Annotated in this window: 18 protein-coding genes and 3 tRNA genes; 14 read left to right on the forward strand and 7 right to left on the reverse strand. The window is 55.4% G+C overall.

The genetic code is table 11. The annotated features are described in order from the left end of the window. Positions 1-50 precede the first annotated feature (50 nt). The 6 genes from hpaD (at position 51) to hpaA (ending at position 5,333) form a co-directional block, all read left to right on the forward strand. A complete protein-coding gene (gene hpaD, locus KGP17_RS03275; protein ID WP_223498861.1) occupies positions 51-908 on the forward strand; it encodes a 3,4-dihydroxyphenylacetate 2,3-dioxygenase in 858 nt (285 codons plus the stop codon). Between the two features lie 9 nt (positions 909-917). Next, positions 918-1,304, forward strand: a complete 387-nt coding sequence (locus tag KGP17_RS03280) for a 5-carboxymethyl-2-hydroxymuconate Delta-isomerase (protein WP_021179191.1) — start codon at positions 918-920, stop codon at positions 1,302-1,304. A 14-nt stretch (positions 1,305-1,318) separates the two neighbouring features. Further along, the gene (gene hpaH, locus KGP17_RS03285) at positions 1,319-2,122 is read left to right on the forward strand and encodes a 2-oxo-hept-4-ene-1,7-dioate hydratase (protein WP_021808005.1); all 804 of its coding nucleotides are present in this window, start codon (positions 1,319-1,321) and stop codon (positions 2,120-2,122) included. Between the two features lie 11 nt (positions 2,123-2,133). After that, positions 2,134-2,931, forward strand: a complete 798-nt coding sequence (gene hpaI, locus KGP17_RS03290; protein WP_021808006.1) for a 4-hydroxy-2-oxoheptanedioate aldolase — start codon at positions 2,134-2,136, stop codon at positions 2,929-2,931. An 11-nt stretch (positions 2,932-2,942) separates the two neighbouring features. Continuing rightward, positions 2,943-4,313 (forward strand): 4-hydroxyphenylacetate permease, encoded by a 1,371-nt coding sequence (hpaX, locus tag KGP17_RS03295; RefSeq protein ID WP_059199638.1) that lies wholly within the window; start codon positions 2,943-2,945, stop codon positions 4,311-4,313. A 123-nt stretch (positions 4,314-4,436) separates the two neighbouring features. Then, entirely contained in the window at positions 4,437-5,333 is an 897-nt protein-coding gene (gene hpaA / locus KGP17_RS03300; RefSeq protein WP_059199639.1) for a 4-hydroxyphenylacetate catabolism regulatory protein HpaA, read from the forward strand. Between the two features lie 11 nt (positions 5,334-5,344). Here hpaA and ampH read toward each other — a convergent pair whose 3' ends face one another. After that, positions 5,345-6,487, reverse strand: coding sequence for a D-alanyl-D-alanine-carboxypeptidase/endopeptidase AmpH (gene ampH / locus KGP17_RS03305; protein ID WP_021808009.1), 1,143 nt, complete (start codon positions 6,485-6,487; stop codon positions 5,345-5,347). Positions 6,488-6,628: 141 nt separating this feature from the next. Then, positions 6,629-7,699, reverse strand: a complete 1,071-nt coding sequence (locus KGP17_RS03310; RefSeq protein ID WP_059199640.1) for a GGDEF domain-containing protein — start codon at positions 7,697-7,699, stop codon at positions 6,629-6,631. Positions 7,700-7,937: 238 nt separating this feature from the next. Here KGP17_RS03310 and KGP17_RS03315 point away from each other — a divergent pair, with 238 nt between their 5' ends. After that, positions 7,938-8,222 carry a DUF1435 domain-containing protein gene (locus KGP17_RS03315; RefSeq protein WP_223498862.1) on the forward strand — a complete coding sequence of 95 codons (285 nt, stop codon included), beginning with the start codon at positions 7,938-7,940 and terminating at the stop codon, positions 8,220-8,222. A 79-nt stretch (positions 8,223-8,301) separates the two neighbouring features. Here the strand turns inward: KGP17_RS03315 and KGP17_RS03320 are convergent. From KGP17_RS03320 to KGP17_RS03335, 4 genes are all read right to left on the reverse strand, one after another. Then, a tRNA-Leu gene (locus tag KGP17_RS03320) sits at positions 8,302-8,388 on the reverse strand. A gap of 43 nt (positions 8,389-8,431) precedes the next feature. Next, positions 8,432-8,518, reverse strand: a tRNA-Leu gene (locus KGP17_RS03325). A gap of 35 nt (positions 8,519-8,553) precedes the next feature. Then, a tRNA-Leu gene (locus KGP17_RS03330) sits at positions 8,554-8,640 on the reverse strand. A gap of 65 nt (positions 8,641-8,705) precedes the next feature. Then, positions 8,706-9,656 (reverse strand): LysR family transcriptional regulator, encoded by a 951-nt coding sequence (locus tag KGP17_RS03335; RefSeq protein ID WP_021808012.1) that lies wholly within the window; start codon positions 9,654-9,656, stop codon positions 8,706-8,708. A gap of 117 nt (positions 9,657-9,773) precedes the next feature. On the opposite strand from KGP17_RS03335, the gene KGP17_RS03340 reads away from it, so the two are divergent. Continuing rightward, the gene (locus KGP17_RS03340) at positions 9,774-10,766 is read left to right on the forward strand and encodes an aldo/keto reductase (protein ID WP_218519898.1); all 993 of its coding nucleotides are present in this window, start codon (positions 9,774-9,776) and stop codon (positions 10,764-10,766) included. Between the two features lie 64 nt (positions 10,767-10,830). Here the strand turns inward: KGP17_RS03340 and rsmC are convergent, their stop codons facing one another. Next, positions 10,831-11,874: a 16S rRNA (guanine(1207)-N(2))-methyltransferase RsmC gene (rsmC, locus tag KGP17_RS03345; protein ID WP_024527242.1), complete on the reverse strand. Its 1,044-nt coding sequence runs from the start codon at positions 11,872-11,874 to the stop codon at positions 10,831-10,833. Positions 11,875-12,017: 143 nt separating this feature from the next. On the opposite strand from rsmC, the gene KGP17_RS03350 reads away from it, so the two are divergent. From KGP17_RS03350 to KGP17_RS03375, 6 genes are all read left to right on the forward strand, one after another. Then, entirely contained in the window at positions 12,018-12,455 is a 438-nt protein-coding gene (locus KGP17_RS03350; RefSeq protein WP_021179210.1) for a DNA polymerase III subunit psi, read from the forward strand. Then, positions 12,400-12,843 carry a ribosomal protein S18-alanine N-acetyltransferase gene (gene rimI, locus KGP17_RS03355; protein WP_037376676.1) on the forward strand — a complete coding sequence of 148 codons (444 nt, stop codon included), beginning with the start codon at positions 12,400-12,402 and terminating at the stop codon, positions 12,841-12,843. Before KGP17_RS03350 ends, rimI begins: the two co-directional genes overlap by 56 nt. Before the next feature lie 192 nt (positions 12,844-13,035). Further along, positions 13,036-14,625 carry a peptide chain release factor 3 gene (prfC, locus tag KGP17_RS03360; RefSeq protein WP_021808015.1) on the forward strand — a complete coding sequence of 530 codons (1,590 nt, stop codon included), beginning with the start codon at positions 13,036-13,038 and terminating at the stop codon, positions 14,623-14,625. A gap of 536 nt (positions 14,626-15,161) precedes the next feature. Continuing rightward, positions 15,162-15,776 carry a molecular chaperone OsmY gene (gene osmY, locus KGP17_RS03365; RefSeq protein ID WP_021808016.1) on the forward strand — a complete coding sequence of 205 codons (615 nt, stop codon included), beginning with the start codon at positions 15,162-15,164 and terminating at the stop codon, positions 15,774-15,776. A 140-nt stretch (positions 15,777-15,916) separates the two neighbouring features. Further along, a complete protein-coding gene (locus tag KGP17_RS03370) occupies positions 15,917-16,078 on the forward strand; it encodes a DUF1328 domain-containing protein (RefSeq protein ID WP_004933089.1) in 162 nt (53 codons plus the stop codon). 57 nt (positions 16,079-16,135) lie between these two features. Further along, positions 16,136-16,321 (forward strand): CsbD family protein, encoded by a 186-nt coding sequence (locus KGP17_RS03375; protein ID WP_021179216.1) that lies wholly within the window; start codon positions 16,136-16,138, stop codon positions 16,319-16,321. Positions 16,322-16,325: the final 4 nt, after the last annotated feature.

Below are 16,325 nucleotides of genomic sequence, written 5' to 3' on the forward strand. Positions count from 1 at the left end.
CTGCGGCCAGCCGTGCCGCAGGCTGAAAGATAAAGGGAATAGGAGGACATATGGGTAAATTAGCATTAGCCGCAAAGATTACACACGTTCCTTCGATGTACCTGTCTGAATTGCCAGGAGAACACCATGGCTGCCGTCAAGCCGCCATTGATGGTCACAAAGAAATCAGTGCCCGCTGTCGCGAAATGGGCGTCGACACCATTATCGTGTTTGATACCCACTGGCTGGTGAACAGCGCCTACCACATCAACTGCAACTCGCATTTCAAAGGGCTTTATACCAGCAACGAGCTGCCGCACTTCATTCGTGACATGACTTACGAATATGACGGCAACCCGGAGCTGGGCCAGATGATTGCCGAGGAAGCTCGCAAGCTTGGCGTACGTGCCATGGCGCACGAGATCCCAAGCCTGGAGCTGGAATACGGCACGCTGGTGCCAATGCGCTACATGAACAGCGACCGCCACTTCAAGGTGATCTCCATTTCTGCCTTCTGCACCGTGCATGATTTTGCCGATAGCCGCCGCCTGGGTGAAGCGATTAAAACCGCGATTGAGAAATACGACGGCACCGTGGCGGTATTGGCCAGCGGCTCGCTGTCGCATCGCTTTATCGACGATCAACGTGCCGAGCAGGGCATGAACAGCTACACCCGCCAGTTCGACCAGCAGATGGACGAAAGGGTAGTGAAACTGTGGGAAGAAGGGCGCTTCCGCGAGTTCTGCGAAATGCTGCCGGAGTACGCTGACTACTGCTATGGCGAAGGCAATATGCACGACACCGTGATGTTGCTGGGCCTGTTGGGCTGGGACAAGTATCAGGGCAAGGTGGAGTTTGTTACCCCGCTGTTTGCCAGTTCCGGAACCGGCCAGGTCAACGGCATATTCCCTCTTCCTGCTGAAGCCTGAGGATACCCAATGCCCCATTTTTACGCTGAATGTACCGACAACATCCGCCGGGAGGCGGATTTACCCGCGCTGTTCGACAAGGTTAATCACGCGCTGGCGGAAACCGGCATCTTCCCGCTGGCGGGCATCCGTAGCCGCGCCATCTGGCTGGATACCTGGCAGATGGCCGACGGCAAGCAGAATTATGCCTTTGTGCATATGACGCTGAAGATTGGCCACGGCCGCAGCTTGGAGAGCCGCCAGCAGGTGGGCGAAATGCTGTTCATCCTGATCAAGGATCACTTCGCCGCGCTGATGGCTAACCGTTATCTGGCGCTCTCCTTCACCATCGAAGAGCTGGATCCGGTGCTCAACTATAAGCAGAACAACGTCCATGCGCTGTTTAGCAAGGACTGAACAAGGAGTGGTAAATGCTGGATAAAGACGTACTGAGCCGAGCCGTGCAGCGCCTGCATCAGGCCGAGCAGAGCCGGGAACAGATCCGCGCGCTATCGCTGGATCACCCGGAGATCACTATTGAAGATGCCTATGCTATCCAGCGCCAGTGGGTTGAGCTGAAGATCGCCGAAGGGCGCACTCTGAAGGGGCATAAGATCGGGCTGACCTCGCGCGCCATGCAGGTCAGCTCGCAGATCACCGAGCCGGACTACGGCGCGCTGCTGGACGACATGTTCTTTAACGATGGCAGCGACATTCCGATCGATCGCTTTATCGTGCCACGCGTCGAAGTGGAGCTGGCGTTTGTGCTGGCGAAGCCGCTGCGCGGGCCGAACTGCACGCTGTTTGATGTCTATAACGCTACCGATTATGTGATCCCGGCGTTGGAGATCATCGATGCTCGCAGTCATAACGTCGATCCGCAAACCCAGCGGCCACGCAAGGTGTTCGACACCATTTCCGACAATGCTGCCAACGCGGGTGTGGTGATGGGGGGCAGGCCGATCAAGCCGGACGCGCTGGATCTACGCTGGATCAGTGCCTTGCTGTATCGCAATGGCGTGATTGAAGAGTCTGGCGTGGCGGCGGCGGTGCTCAATCACCCAGCCAACGGCGTGGCCTGGTTGGCTAATAAGCTGTCCCCGTATGACGTGGAACTGGAAGCCGGGCAGATCATTCTTGGCGGTTCTTTCACCCGCCCGGTGGCGGCGCGGCGCGGCGATACCTTCCATGCCGACTATGGCCCTATGGGCTGCATCAGTTGCCGGTTTGTCTAAGGAGAAACACCATGCTAACTAACCATTTCAAACAGGCCCTGCAGGAAAAACGCCCGCAGATCGGTCTGTGGCTGGGGCTGTGCAGCAGCTACAGCGCTGAACTGCTGGCCGGAGCCGGGTTCGACTGGCTACTGATCGACGGCGAGCATGCGCCCAACAATGTGCAAACGATATTGGGCCAGTTGCAGGCGATTGCGCCTTATGCCAGCCATCCGGTGGTGCGCCCGGCCTGGAACGATCCGGTGCTGATCAAACAGCTGCTGGACGTCGGTGCGCAAACCCTGTTGATCCCGATGATCCAAAACGCCGAACAGGCGCAGGAGGCGGTGCGGGCTACCCGTTATCCACCAAACGGTATTCGCGGGGTTGGCAGTGCGCTGGCTCGGGCCTCGCGCTGGAACCGGGTGCCGAATTACCTGCATCTAGCCGACAGCCAGATGTGCGTGCTGGTGCAGATAGAAACCCGAGAGGCGGTAAAAAATCTGGATGCCATCCTGGAAGTAGAAGGGGTGGACGGCGTCTTTATCGGCCCGGCGGATCTGAGTGCCGACATGGGCTTTGCCGGTAATCCACAGCATCCCGAAGTACAGCGCACTATCGACGATGCCATTGCCCGTATCCGTGCCGCAGGCAAGGCACCGGGCATCCTGATGGCACAGCAGGAATTGGCGCAGCACTATCTGGCATCCGGCGCGTTGTTTGTTGCCGTTGGCGTGGATACCACCCTGCTGGTGCGGGCGGCAGACTCCCTGCTCAGCAGTTTCAAACAGGATAAACCGGCGGGGACACCATCCCAGGGCGTTTACTAATCGGAGTCATCATGAGCAACGTCGATTCGCTCAAGCCGCTGAACCCGGCAGAGCAACATAAAGCGTTAACCGCCACCGAGCAGTCGGTGATTAAAAAGTTATTTCGGCGCCTGATTATTTTCTTATTTGTGTTGTTTGTTTTCTCTTTCCTTGATCGCATCAACATCGGGTTTGCCGGTTTGACCATGAAGCAGGACCTTGGTCTTAGCTCCACCATGTTCGGCCTGGCCGCAACGCTGTTTTACGTCACCTACGTGATCTTCGGTATCCCTAGCAACATGATGCTGAGCAGGGTGGGGGCACGGCGTTGGATCGCTACCATCATGGTGCTGTGGGGCATTGCTTCTACCTGCACCATGTTCGCCACTGGGCCAACCAGCCTGTACGTGCTGCGGATGATCGTCGGCATTACCGAGGCGGGCTTCCTGCCAGGGATCCTGGTGTATCTCACCTACTGGTTCCCGGCGTTTTACCGTGCCCGGGCCAACGCGCTGTTTATGATTGCCATGCCGGTCACGATGGCATTGGGGTCGCTGGTGTCCGGTTATATTCTGGCGCTGGATGGCATGATGAACCTGAAAGGCTGGCAATGGCTGTTCCTGCTGGAAGGGATCCCTTCGGTGATCCTTGGCGTGGTGGTGTGGTTCTATCTGGACGACACACCGGCCAAAGCCAAGTGGCTGACTAGTGAAGAGAAGGCCAGCCTAAAAGCGATGATGGAAGCCGACAAATTGCAACTGGTGCAGCCGGAAGGGCCAAGCAGCCACCGGGCATTGCAACAGCGCAGCCTGTGGCGTGAGGTGCTGACGCCGGTGGTGTTGATGTATACGCTGGCCTATTTCTGCCTCACCAATACCCTGAGCGCCATTAATATCTGGACGCCGCAGATCTTGCAGAGCTTCAACCAGAGCAGCAGTAACATCATGATCGGTTTTCTGGCGGCAATCCCCCAAATCTGTACCATCGCCGGTATGATCTGGTGGAGTAAACGTTCGGATCGCTTGCAGGAGCGCAAGTTCCACACCGCGCTGCCATATCTGTTTGCGGCGGCAGGTTGGCTGTTGGCTTCGGCGACCAACCACAGCATGGTTCAGCTATTAGGGATCGTGATGGCGTCGGTCGGCTCGTTTACCGCGATGGCGATCTTCTGGACCACGCCGGATCAGTCAATCAGCTTCGAAGCTCGAGCGGTGGGGATCGCGGTGATCAACGCCACCGGTAACATCGGCTCGGCGGTCAGCCCGCTGCTGATCGGCTGGTTCAAGGATGTGACCGGCAGCTTTAACTCCGGGCTCTATTTTGTCTCGGCGTTGTTGATTATCGGGGCCGTGCTGGTATGGCGAATCCCGATGAAGGACTCGCGCCCGCGGGCCACGCCATAAACTTTGATAGTGCTTGAGGATACGCCCCCTCTCCCTTTGGGAGAGGGTCGGGATGAGGGGAAATTGAATCGGTAATATTTTCCTTTTCACCCATTCCTTCTCTTATTTTCACCGGAGGATAACGTGCAGAAAAGTAACGGCTTTATCGCCAATATCGATATTGGCAAAGAGTATGACGCGCGTTACGCCGCTGATGAGGTGCACTACGAAACTTTTGCCGGGCTGGCGGCATTTTTTGGCCGGGATATGCAGGTGCACTGGCACGACCGCTTCTTCCAGTTGCATTATCTGGCCACTGGCAGGATAGAGCTACAGCTCGACGATCAGCACTATTCGGTGCAGGCTCCGCTGTTTATCCTCACCCCACCCTCAGTACCACACGCCTTTTTCACCGAACCAGACAGTGATGGTCACGTGTTAACGGTGCGGCAGGAACTGATCTGGCCGTTGCTGGAACGCCTGTATCCGGGCAGTAATCTGGCGCTGGATATGCCGGGAATTTGCCTTTCGCTGGCCGCAGTACCGCAAGAGTTGGCGGCGCTTGGGCATTATTGGGAACTGATCGCCCGCGAGTTCAGCCAAAAGATGGCCGGGCGCGAGCAGACGCTGGCATTGCTGGCCCAAGCGGTCTTCACGTTGATGCTGCGCAATACCTCATTGGATGACAAGGCCGCTAGCGGCGTGCGCGGCGAACTGAAGCTGTTCCAGCGTTTTAACAAGATGGTGGACGAGCGTTTTCGCGATCACCTGTCGGTGCCGGAATATGCCCAGTCGCTGGGAGTGACGGAATCACGCCTCAACGACCTGTGCCGCCGTTTTGCCAATCGGCCACCCAAGCGGTTAATCTTCGATCGCCTGCTGCGTGAAGCCAAACGGCTGCTGCTGTTCAGCGCCTGCACGGTACATGAAACGGCTTACAGCCTGGGGTTCAAAGATCCCGCCTACTTCGCACGCTTCTTCAATCGGCTGGAAGGCTGTTCGCCTTCCGCCTATCGTGCTACGCAACACGTGCTGTCATAACCAGGAGCGGGTCAGCCTTTGTTGGCCACCAAATCCGCGACTAGCCGGTTGACCGGATCGCTCATATTGGTGAACTTGGTCAACTCCGAGCGGGTAACAACCACAAACACACCGATATTTTGCTGCGGCACCATCGCCATATAGGTGATGAAGCCGCCGCCGCCGCCGGTTTTCTGGATGATCCCTGGCAGACCGTCTTTCGGCGCCATATAGACCCAGCCCAGCCCTAAAGCAGAGGCTTCACCCGGTACGTCCATGCCTTTCAGTGACGTCAGATCTTTGCGCTGGAAATACATGGTTTGTTCGGTTAAAGCCGTTGGCTTGCGCGAGCCGCTTACGTTGGAGGAGAGGAACTGCTGCATCCAGCGCTGCATATCGCGCGGCGTCGAGTAAACGCCACCGCTGCCACTGGCGGCTGTGGTATCGCGGCAGGCGCTTGGCCCAGAGGCAGCCACCATCAGGCGTGAGCACTGCTCTGCGCTTGGCGTCAGCGTGGTATCAACCATTCCCAGTGGACCAGTGACTTTCTCGCGCAACAAGACGTTATAAGGCTTGCCAGCGGCACGTGACAACGCATCGGCCAATAGGTCGTAGGCCAGGTTGGAGTAGGCCGCCCGCACGCCCGGTGGCACGGTAATGGTGGCATGAGACAACCACTGCCAGCGCTGCGACTTGGTGGGCCAGGTAAACACCGGCGTTTTTGGCGGTTTCTTGCCGGGTTGCTCACGCGGCAGGGCGCTGGTGTGCGTTGCCAGGTTCAGCAAGGTAATCGGCTGGCGAGAATTGTAGGCAGGAACGACGGCGCCTTTGGGAGCATATTTGCGCAGTGGATCGGTGAGTTTAACCTTACCTTCTGCCGCCATTTTGACCATCACTTCGCTGGTCATCAGTTTAGTGATGGAGGCGATGCGGATCAGGGAATCTGGCCGTGGACGCAGATCGTTGCCCGGTTTGGTATCGCCAAAACTGCGGTTAACCACCTGATTGTTATCGATCACCACCAGCGCCATACCGGTTGCGCCGCTGTTATAGAAGATATGTTCAGCATACCGATCGACAATCTGTGAGGTGAGCTGCGCGTCGGTCGCCTGACTGGCCAAGGGGGTGGCACACAGGCCAAGCGCCAGCAATAACGTGGAGAGTGAGGTCTTCAACGGTCGTGTTCCATATAAAAATGTGGCAGGGAAGGCGTAAGTTGTCCGCTAGTGTAATGCGCTACGGCGCGATTGGCATGTGGTAAAAGTGGCGACAGGTAAAAGTTTTTCACCTTTCCCCTTCCGGCGAAGGGGAAAAGATCAGGCGACTGGCTGTGGGTGGGGGGCTAGCTGAATATTGTTGCGGCCACTGTTTTTGGCCCGGTACAGCGCGGCGTCGGCGGCACAGATCGCAGAGTCGATGTCCAGCTTATCCAGCGCAGAAATCCCGGCGCTTAACGTCACCCTGGTTGTCTCCTGCGCGTGGAAACGATGGGTGATGGTCAATTCCTGCACGCATTGGCGCACCTTTTCCGCCAGATAGGCCGCGTAATCTTCACCGACGTTGGTCAGCAGAACCAAAAACTCTTCTCCGCCGTAACGCACCACGATATCCCGTGAGCGCACCGCATCGCGGATGGTCGTTGCCACCTGGACTAATGCTTGATCGCCCAGGGTGTGACCGTAGCGATCGTTGTAGACCTTGAAGTGGTCGATATCGAGTAGCAGCACAAAGTGGTTGCCCGAGGTCGGCGAGAGCAACTGATCCAGTTTACTCTCCAGCCCACGGCGGTTATACAGGCCGGTTAGCGGATCGATCATGCTCAGATCGCTGAACTTATCCCGTTCGTGATACAGGTTGGCCACCAGATGTTGGGTAAACATTTCGCTGCGCTTCAACAGCAAATGATGCACCGAGAAGGCGACGATTGGCAGCAGGGTGGTGAACAGAATACGCATGGTGTTATGCATGCCGTCCAGCCACAGGATTATCAGCGCCGAGGGAACGGCATGCAGACAGAAGGCCAGCAGGTTATCCGTCAGCGAGATCGCGCTGATAAAGAAAATACTGAACAGGCTGATCAGCAAAAAGCCGTGGTTGTCACTGGCGATAAGTTGACTCTTGCTATAGATGTGCGCTGCCCATAGCAACCCAAGGGTGATGGCGAGCAGGTTGAGCCTTTGGACATAGTGGCGCGGTGAATACAGCGTAAATAGCATGGCCGCCAGGCAAATTGCTGGAATGCACAATAGCGGCAGCGTGAATGCCGGGATTTCTTTAAAGGGCACGAATAAAGTAAAAATGGCAGAGGCTGCATTCATCAACAAGAAAAGAAACAGGGATAAGCGCTGTTTGCTGGTTTGCAGTTGCTGATAAGAACGCGAGTTCATACGGGGATCACTCTTTACCAATGGGGCCGGTCGAAGGAAAAATGTTGGACAATGCCTGCTGAATAATTCCAATTGGTTATTATTAACAGACTATAAATGTTAAGAATTTTCTTATATAAAACTAACATTTTTCGCGCAGGCTGTCATCCGCGTTCAGCCGGATCTTGAAAAGAGTGCGGGCCCAAAAAAAGTGTTATATGATATTGGTTATCATTATCACTTAAAGGGTGGGGTTATCATGTTAGCAGCCATGGTTACCGCTTGTGGATTGTGGGGCATCAGTTGGTGCCTGGGGAATCGGCTTGCCAGCGCCTGGGGCGTGTTGCTGCCCTGTGCTCTGATGCCGTTTCTGGCGTTGATCGACCTGGATATGATGCAACTACGTACTCTGATCGTGGTTGCTATGCTGGCCACGCTGGTGATGCTGTTTAACAGCCGCTGGTGTCATTACCTGCTGCTCCCTTCCTGCATGGCTCTAGCCGGAGGACTGGCCGCAATCAGCCTGCATTTCAGCTTTAACTGAAACGACAAAACCACGCCTGAGCGTGTTGGTTTTTTCAGTGAGTTTTAATGCAGGAACAGCTAGAAGAGAACTCATCAAGTGGTGCGAAGAGAGGGACTTGAACCCTCACGTCCGTAAGAACACTAACACCTGAAGCTAGCGCGTCTACCAATTCCGCCACCTTCGCACAGTTTGATGTGTTGCTTTGATGTCGATTTATATCACCAGCTTGGTGCGAAGAGAGGGACTTGAACCCTCACGTCCGTAAGAACACTAACACCTGAAGCTAGCGCGTCTACCAATTCCGCCACCTTCGCATACGATGCTGTGCAATATAAATCATGTGGTTATTTGGTGCGAAGAGAGGGACTTGAACCCTCACGTCCGTAAGGACACTAACACCTGAAGCTAGCGCGTCTACCAATTCCGCCACCTTCGCATACCAGATACGTTACCGGAGTAACGCTACCACGGAGGCGAATTCTAGAGATTTTGGCGGGGACGTCAATAGTTATTTCCTGGATTAGCGGCGTTTGCTGTAAAAAACGGCATATCAGCGCTTTTATGGCCCTCGAACAACGTAATCAGCCAATCAATCAATACCCTGACACGAGGGGCAAGGAAACGGCCAGGCGGATACATGATGTAGATCGGCATCGGCGGTGGTGGCGTATCGGCCAGCACTTCCACCATTTCACCACTTTGCAACCAGGGAGAGAGCGTATAACGCGCCCCCTGGATGAGGCCCAATCCGGCACGGCAGGCACTGGTGTAGGCATCGGCTCCGCTAACGCTCAATCTGCTTGGCAATTCGCGAAGCTCAAGGTGACCATCACGGCAAAATTCCAGCGGGTAGTTGCGGTTATTCACCAAAGAGAAATAGCCCACCGCCCGATGATGTTGCAGCTCGTCGATCGATTGTGGGGTACCAAACGCTTTTAGATAATCGGGGGAGGCGCAGGTGAGCTGCGGCAGTTGGGCAATCCGCCGGGCAACCAGCGTATCGTCTGCGGTTTCCCAAGCCCGCAGCACGCAGTCCACACCTTCGCGCAGCAGATCAACGTGGGTGTCGTTGGCCCCCAGCGCAATTTCTATTTCTGGATAGCGTTGATAGAACTCATCGAGCGCCGGGATAACGATTTCCCGCGCCAGCGAATGGGGCATATCGATCCGCACCTTGCCGGTAGGTTGCAGCTTGTGGTGGCTGAACAGGGTATCTGCTTCTTCCAGGGCGTCCAGCAGGTGCAGACAACGTTGGTAGTACAGCGTCCCCTCGGCGGTGACCTGAACCTGGCGCGTGGTGCGCACCAATAATCTGACGCCAAGCCGTTGCTCCAGGCGTTTGAGCACGTTGCTTACCGTGGCTCGCGGCAGTTGCAACCTTTCGGCCGCGCGGCTGAAGCTGCCTAGTTCCACGATCCGGGTAAAGATGCGCATAGCCTGAACCTGATCCATTTTTCCGCCCGCATTGTTGGTGATTTATGAACAGTGATGTGCAATCTGCATTATTTATCTTTGTGGCATAAACAACCAGACTTTGTTTCGACATCCATGTTCAACAAGGACCACACAATGCAACAGCGCAAATTAGGTACTAATGGCCCCCTCGTCTCTGCCCTGGGTTTAGGTTGCATGGGGATGAGCGATTTTTACTTCACCGGCTATGACGAGCAGGAAGCGATCGCCACGCTACATCGGGCTCTGGAACTGGGGGTGACGCTGCTGGACACCGCAGATATGTACGGCCCGCACACCAATGAACAACTGATCGGCAAGGCGATCAAAGGCAAACGCGACCAGGTATTTCTGGCCACCAAGTTCGGTATTGTGCGCGATCCGGCAGATCCCACAGCGCGGGGCGTGAGCAGTAAACCGGACTATATCCGTCGCTCGGTAGAAGGCAGCTTGCAGCGGCTGGGGGTAGAAACCATCGATCTTTACTACCAGCATCGGGTCGACCCTACGGTACCTATCGAAGAGGTGGTTGGCACCCTGGCGGATCTGATCAAAGAAGGTAAGATCCGTCATATTGGCCTGAGTGAAGCCTCGGTTGCCACGTTGGAACGCGCTCACCAGGTGCATCCGATCACCGCGCTGCAGACTGAATATTCCTTGTGGAGCAGGGATGCCGAGCAGGGGCAACTGGCCGCTTGCCAACGTTTGGGCATTGGCTTTGTCGCCTATAGCCCGCTTGGGCGTGGCTTCCTGACCGGGGCGATCCAGAGTATCGAGGACTTGGCTGCAGACGATTTCCGCCGCGACAATCCACGTTTTCAAGGGGAAAACTTTGCTCGCAATCTGGAGCTGGTCACCAAGGTCAGTGAACTGGCCAGGCAGAAAGGCGTGACCCCGTCGCAACTGGCGTTGGCCTGGGTGATGGCGCAGGGGGAAAATATTGTCCCAATCCCTGGCACCAAACGTCGGCGCTATCTGGAAGAGAACGTAGCGGCTGCGGAGATCACGCTAAGCGAGCAGGAACTGGCGGCGATTGAGGCGGTATTCCCACTGGCAGGCGTGGCAGGTGCACGCTATACAACGGTAGGTATGGAGTTGGTTAACGGCTGATGGCAGGGGGCTACAGTGAGGATATTTCCCCCTAACCAGAGTGGTAAGGGGGAATCCTGACCTACTACCTTTTCTTCTTCGCATCGCGTGGCTGGCGGGCCACGGTGGCTTTGTACACCTTGAAGCGGCCATTCTGCGCCAACACTTCATGGCTGCCGAAGGTGGCATCCAGAATATCCGGGTAAGGCAGGAAGGCGTTGGCGACGATACGCAGTTGGCCACCGATTGGCAGGTGTTTTAACGCCCCGCGGATCAGCGTTTCTGCGGCGGTCAGGCTGGTGGCCAGGCCGTCATGGAACGGTGGGTTGGAGATGATCAGGTCAAAGCGGCCGGTAATGTCGGAGTAGACGTTACTGACGATCACTTCCCCTTCAATACCGTTGGCAGCCAGTGTCGCCCGGCTGGATTCTACGGCTGCGGCGTTGACGTCGCTGAGGGTCAGCTTCATTTTCGGCGACAGTTTAGACAGCACCGAAGCCATTACGCCAGCGCCACAACCCACGTCCAGCACTTTGCCTTTCATGTGTTTTTCCAGCGTGGAGAGCAGCAGTGAACTGCCAACGTCCAGGCCGTCACGGCTGAACACGCCAGGCAGCGTCTTCACTTCCAGATCGTGCAGCTGATAGCTTTCCCACCAGTCGGCCAGATCAAACTGGGTCTGCACATCGATGCGGCCATGATACAACCCACAGCGGCGAGCGCTGTCGATCTTGGCAAGCGTGGCATGGCCTTCCAGGGTTTGTTCCGCACTGCGCACGCCGCTGCGGTTTTCACCGACGACAAAAATTTCTGCGCCAACCGGCAGCAGGGCCAGGATATTGCACAGTTGGAACTGCGCTTCCTGCTTGCTCTTTGGCCAGTAATACACCAGCGTATCGCACTCGGCGACGAAGGCAGGATCGATCGTCAGGCCGAACTGTGCATGCTCTCCCATCGTCCGGTTCAGTAACTGCCAGTGATGGTATTGCTGGGTGTGGACACGCACATCCGCGGCCTCGAATTGGGCCGGCAGGGTATCCTGCAGATCGCCGGCAAACAGCACGCGGCGTTCCATAAATTCATCACTGTGGCGCAGCATGACTTCACTGGCGGGGGTTAATGCAGACATCAGTTTTCGGCTCCTCAAGATTTAGCCGGAGATTATAGAGCTTTGTGGCCAGATGTTCGACGGGTTTGTTGGCGCAGGCTGCGCGGGTTTGTTAGCATAGCGCGGCATAGGGCAGGTAGGGTGCGTCACACACGGGGATCGGCATGGCATCAAAACGCGACTGGTTGTTACAACAGCTGGGGATTACGCAGTGGACATTACGCCGCCCTGGAGTGTTGCAGGGGGAGGTGGCGGTAAGCGTGCCCCCACACGTGCGCCTGCTGGTGGTGGCGCAGACATTGCCAGACCAGCACGACCCGCTGTTTTGTGACGTGCTGCGCAGCCTGGGGCTGACGGCGGCACAAACCTATGGCCTGACACCGGATCAGGTAGCGATGCTGCCACAAGATACCGAGTGCAACAGTTGGCGGTTGGGCGTCACGGAGCCGTTAGCGGTGGCCGGCGCGCAACTACATAGCCCGGCGCTGGCCGAGCTTTCTCAAGATGCGAGTGCGAAACGCGCGCTCTGGCAGCAGATTTGTCATCATGAACAGCATTTCTACCCTGACAGCGGCCGATCTGGCCACAGCCTTCAAGATTGAACAAGCCAGCCATGCGTTTCCCTGGACCGAGGCGACGCTAGCCAGCAATCAGGGTGAACGTTACCTTAACCTGAAACTGGAAGCTGAAGGGCAAATGGCGGGTTTTGCCATTACCCAAATCGTGCTGGACGAAGCCACGCTGTTTAATATTGCCATCCATCCAAGCTGGCAGCGCCGGGGCTTTGGCCGCACTTTGCTGACTGCCGTGATCGAGCAATTGGCAGCGCGCGGTGTGGTCACTCTATGGCTGGAGGTTCGAGCCTCCAACCGCGGAGCGATAGCGCTCTACGAAGACCTTGGCTTCAATGAAGTGACGGTGCGCCGCAACTATTACCCCGCAGCCAGTGGCCGCGAAGACGCGATCGTTATGGCGCTGCCGCTGGGGTAGCGACTTATAGTTCCCCTTGTGCAGCCAGTTTGGCCTGCCATTATCTTGTACCGAAGAAACCATTGATTGTCACCGGTTGGTAAATCAGCGAAAATACTCGGCTACTATCTTTTTATTACCGCTTTGCCTGGCGCCGCGATTGGCGCGTTGTGATGATGAGCAGGGCGGACTAACCATAGAAACGTGAAAAACATGTCTCCTAGTGAATTCGCCCGCGAAGTTGCGAAAAGAAGAACTTTCGCCATTATCTCGCACCCCGATGCGGGTAAAACCACCATCACCGAGAAGGTGCTGTTATTCGGACACGCTATCCAGACCGCCGGTACGGTAAAAGGCCGTGGCTCCAGCCAGCATGCCAAATCCGACTGGATGGAGATGGAAAAACAACGTGGTATTTCAATCACCACCTCGGTGATGCAGTTCCCGTACCGCGACTGCTTGGTCAACCTGCTCGATACCCCTGGGCACGAAGACTTCTCCGAAGATACCTACCGTACCTTGACGGCGGTGGACTGCTGCCTGATGGTAATCGACGCCGCAAAAGGCGTTGAAGATCGTACCCGCAAGCTGATGGAAGTTACCCGCCTGCGTGATACGCCGATCCTGACCTTCATGAACAAACTTGACCGTGACATCCGCGATCCGATGGAAGTGATGGACGAAGTTGAGCGCGAACTGAAAATCGCCTGCTCGCCGATCACCTGGCCGATCGGCTGCGGCAAGCTGTTCAAAGGGGTTTACCATCTCTATAAAGATGAAACCTATCTGTACCAGACAGGTAAAGGCCACACCATTCAGGAAGTGCGCATCGTTAAAGGGTTGAACAACCCGGAGCTCGATGCTGCCGTAGGCGAAGATCTGGCCGCCCAGCTGCGTGATGAGCTGGAACTGGTGCAAGGGGCCTCCCATGAGTTTGAGCAGGAAGCCTTCCTGGCAGGCGAACTGACCCCGGTGTTCTTCGGTACCGCTTTGGGCAACTTCGGTGTCGATCATATGCTTGATGGGCTGGTGGCCTGGGCGCCTGCGCCAATGCCGCGTAAAACCGATACCCGTGAAGTGGTCGCCGCTGAAGAGAAATTCACCGGCTTCGTGTTCAAGATCCAGGCAAACATGGATCCTAAACACCGCGACCGTGTGGCGTTTATGCGCGTGGTGTCTGGCCGCTATGAGAAAGGCATGAAGTTGCGCCAGGTTCGTACCGGCAAAGACGTGGTGATCTCCGATGCGCTGACCTTTATGGCCGGTGACCGCTCGCACGTTGAAGAAGCCTATCCAGGCGACATCATTGGCTTGCATAACCACGGCACCATTCAGATCGGCGATACCTTCACCCAGGGTGAGGATATGAAGTTCACCGGTATTCCGAACTTTGCGCCAGAACTGTTCCGCCGTATCCGCCTGCGCGATCCGCTCAAGCAGAAACAGTTGTTGAAGGGGCTGGTCCAACTGTCGGAAGAGGGGGCGGTGCAGGTATTCCGCCCAATCGCCAACAACGATCTGATCGTTGGTGCGGTCGGCGTGCTGCAGTTTGACGTGGTGGTTGCCCGTCTGAAAAGCGAATACAACGTGGAAGCGCTGTATGAATCGGTGAACGTCTCTACAGCCCGTTGGGTCGAGTGCGACGACGTGAAGAAATTCGAAGAGTTCAAGCGTAAGAGCGAGCTGAACCTGGCGCTGGACGGCGGCAACAACCTGTCGTATATCGCACCAACCATGGTGAACCTCAACCTGACTCAGGAACGCTACCCAGAAGTGGTGTTCCGCAAAACCCGCGAGCATTAATCTCGTCAACAGGGCGCTTCTAAGCGCCCTGTGTTTTCCTTCTTCAGCCCCCATCCTGCTAATTATTAAACCCTTCTCACTAATCATTTCGTCTAGACCGAACAAGATTTTCCGCGATCTGGCGGCAAATTTTCGCTGATGGTCTATATTTATCAGGGTGCGTAGCGACATCTGAGCGTAAAATACTATCGTATCCACATATTTTAGAGAGTTATTCGGTAGTGTTGCCGATCGGAGACAGTCCTATCTTAGTAATATCAATAAGATAGTGATGTGGATCCCAAATCAACTGTCATATGTCTCCAATAGACGACAGTTTTGCGCTTAATTGTTGCTCATTTGTTTTGTTGTTGTTGATTTTTAACGGCGTTTTTAACTTGGCACGGGCATTGCAGGTATACTTACCGTAGAGCAATAGTCCGGTCGTGAACGTTTGATTGTATAGAGATCGTGAAGTATTCATTTGAGTTAGCCGCACTCTGGCGGCACCAGAGCCCACAGCAGTTTGGGGTTCTACAACAAGAAGGAAGAGATCGATGAAAAATACCAAGTTTGCACATTCGCTGATGGCAGTCGTTTTGGGTTCGGTACTGGTTAGTGGTTCAGCCCTGGCTGAAGAGACCATGATGAACAAAGCATCAGGCGTAGTTGATAGTACTGGTGCCAAAATCGATAGCTCCATGAAAAAAGTCGACAACTATATGGATGACAGCGGCATAACGGCTAAAGTTAAAACTGCGCTGGTTGACGATAAAGCCATCAAAAGCACCGACATCTCGGTGGAAACCGAAAAAGGTGTGGTGACGTTAAGCGGTTTTGTCGCCACTCAGGCTCAGGCTGAGAAAGCGGTAGACGTTGCAGGTCGGGTAGAAGGGGTCAAATCCGTCAGCGATAAGCTGCACGTGAAAGATCAAGCGACCCAGTCGGTGAAATCCTATGCCGGTGACACTGCGACTACCAGCGAACTGAAAGCCAAACTGCTGGCCGACGACATCGTGCCTTCACGCAACGTGAAAGTAGAAACCACCGATGGTGTGGTGCAGCTTTCCGGTGAGGTGAAAACCCAGGCGCAGTCTGACCGTGCAGAAAGTATTGCCAAAGCCATTGATGGCGTGAAAAGCGTCAAGAACGATCTGGCGGTAAAACCTTAATCGTCAGTAACAGTAAGCAACAACTCCCAGGCTAACGCCTGGGATGTACTACCAGAAATAGAATAATCCGCAGTTTTAAGCCGCACCCAGCAGGGGCGAGCCAAACGCGAAATTTTTATCACCATGGTAAGGAGAGGCTTATGTTTCGATGGGGCATTATATTTTTAGTTATTGCATTGATCGCCGCAGCACTGGGTTTTGGTTCGTTGGCAGGTACTGCTGCCTGGGCCGCCAAAGTCGTGTTCGTGGTAGGGATCATTCTGTTCCTGGTCAGCCTGTTTACCGGCCGTCGGCGCCCTTAGCGTCTCTCTAAACTGTAACAAAGCTTGATTCTTTTTCTCGGCGCCAGGAGGCAGGTCATGAATAGCGACATCATTGTTGGCCGTTGGAAACAGCTGAAAGGCCAGGTTTGGCAGGCATGGGCGGAGTTTTCCGGCAATGACGGCCTGTGGCTGGCAGGGAGCAATGACTGCCTCTCTGGCGTATTACAAGAAGATTACGGAAGAGAGCAAGAAGAGGTATCCTCGAGAAAACGGCCACATTGAGGAT

Source organism: Serratia sp. JSRIV001 (assembly GCF_019968745.1).
Classification (GTDB): Bacteria; Pseudomonadota; Gammaproteobacteria; order Enterobacterales; family Enterobacteriaceae; genus Chania; species Chania fonticola_B.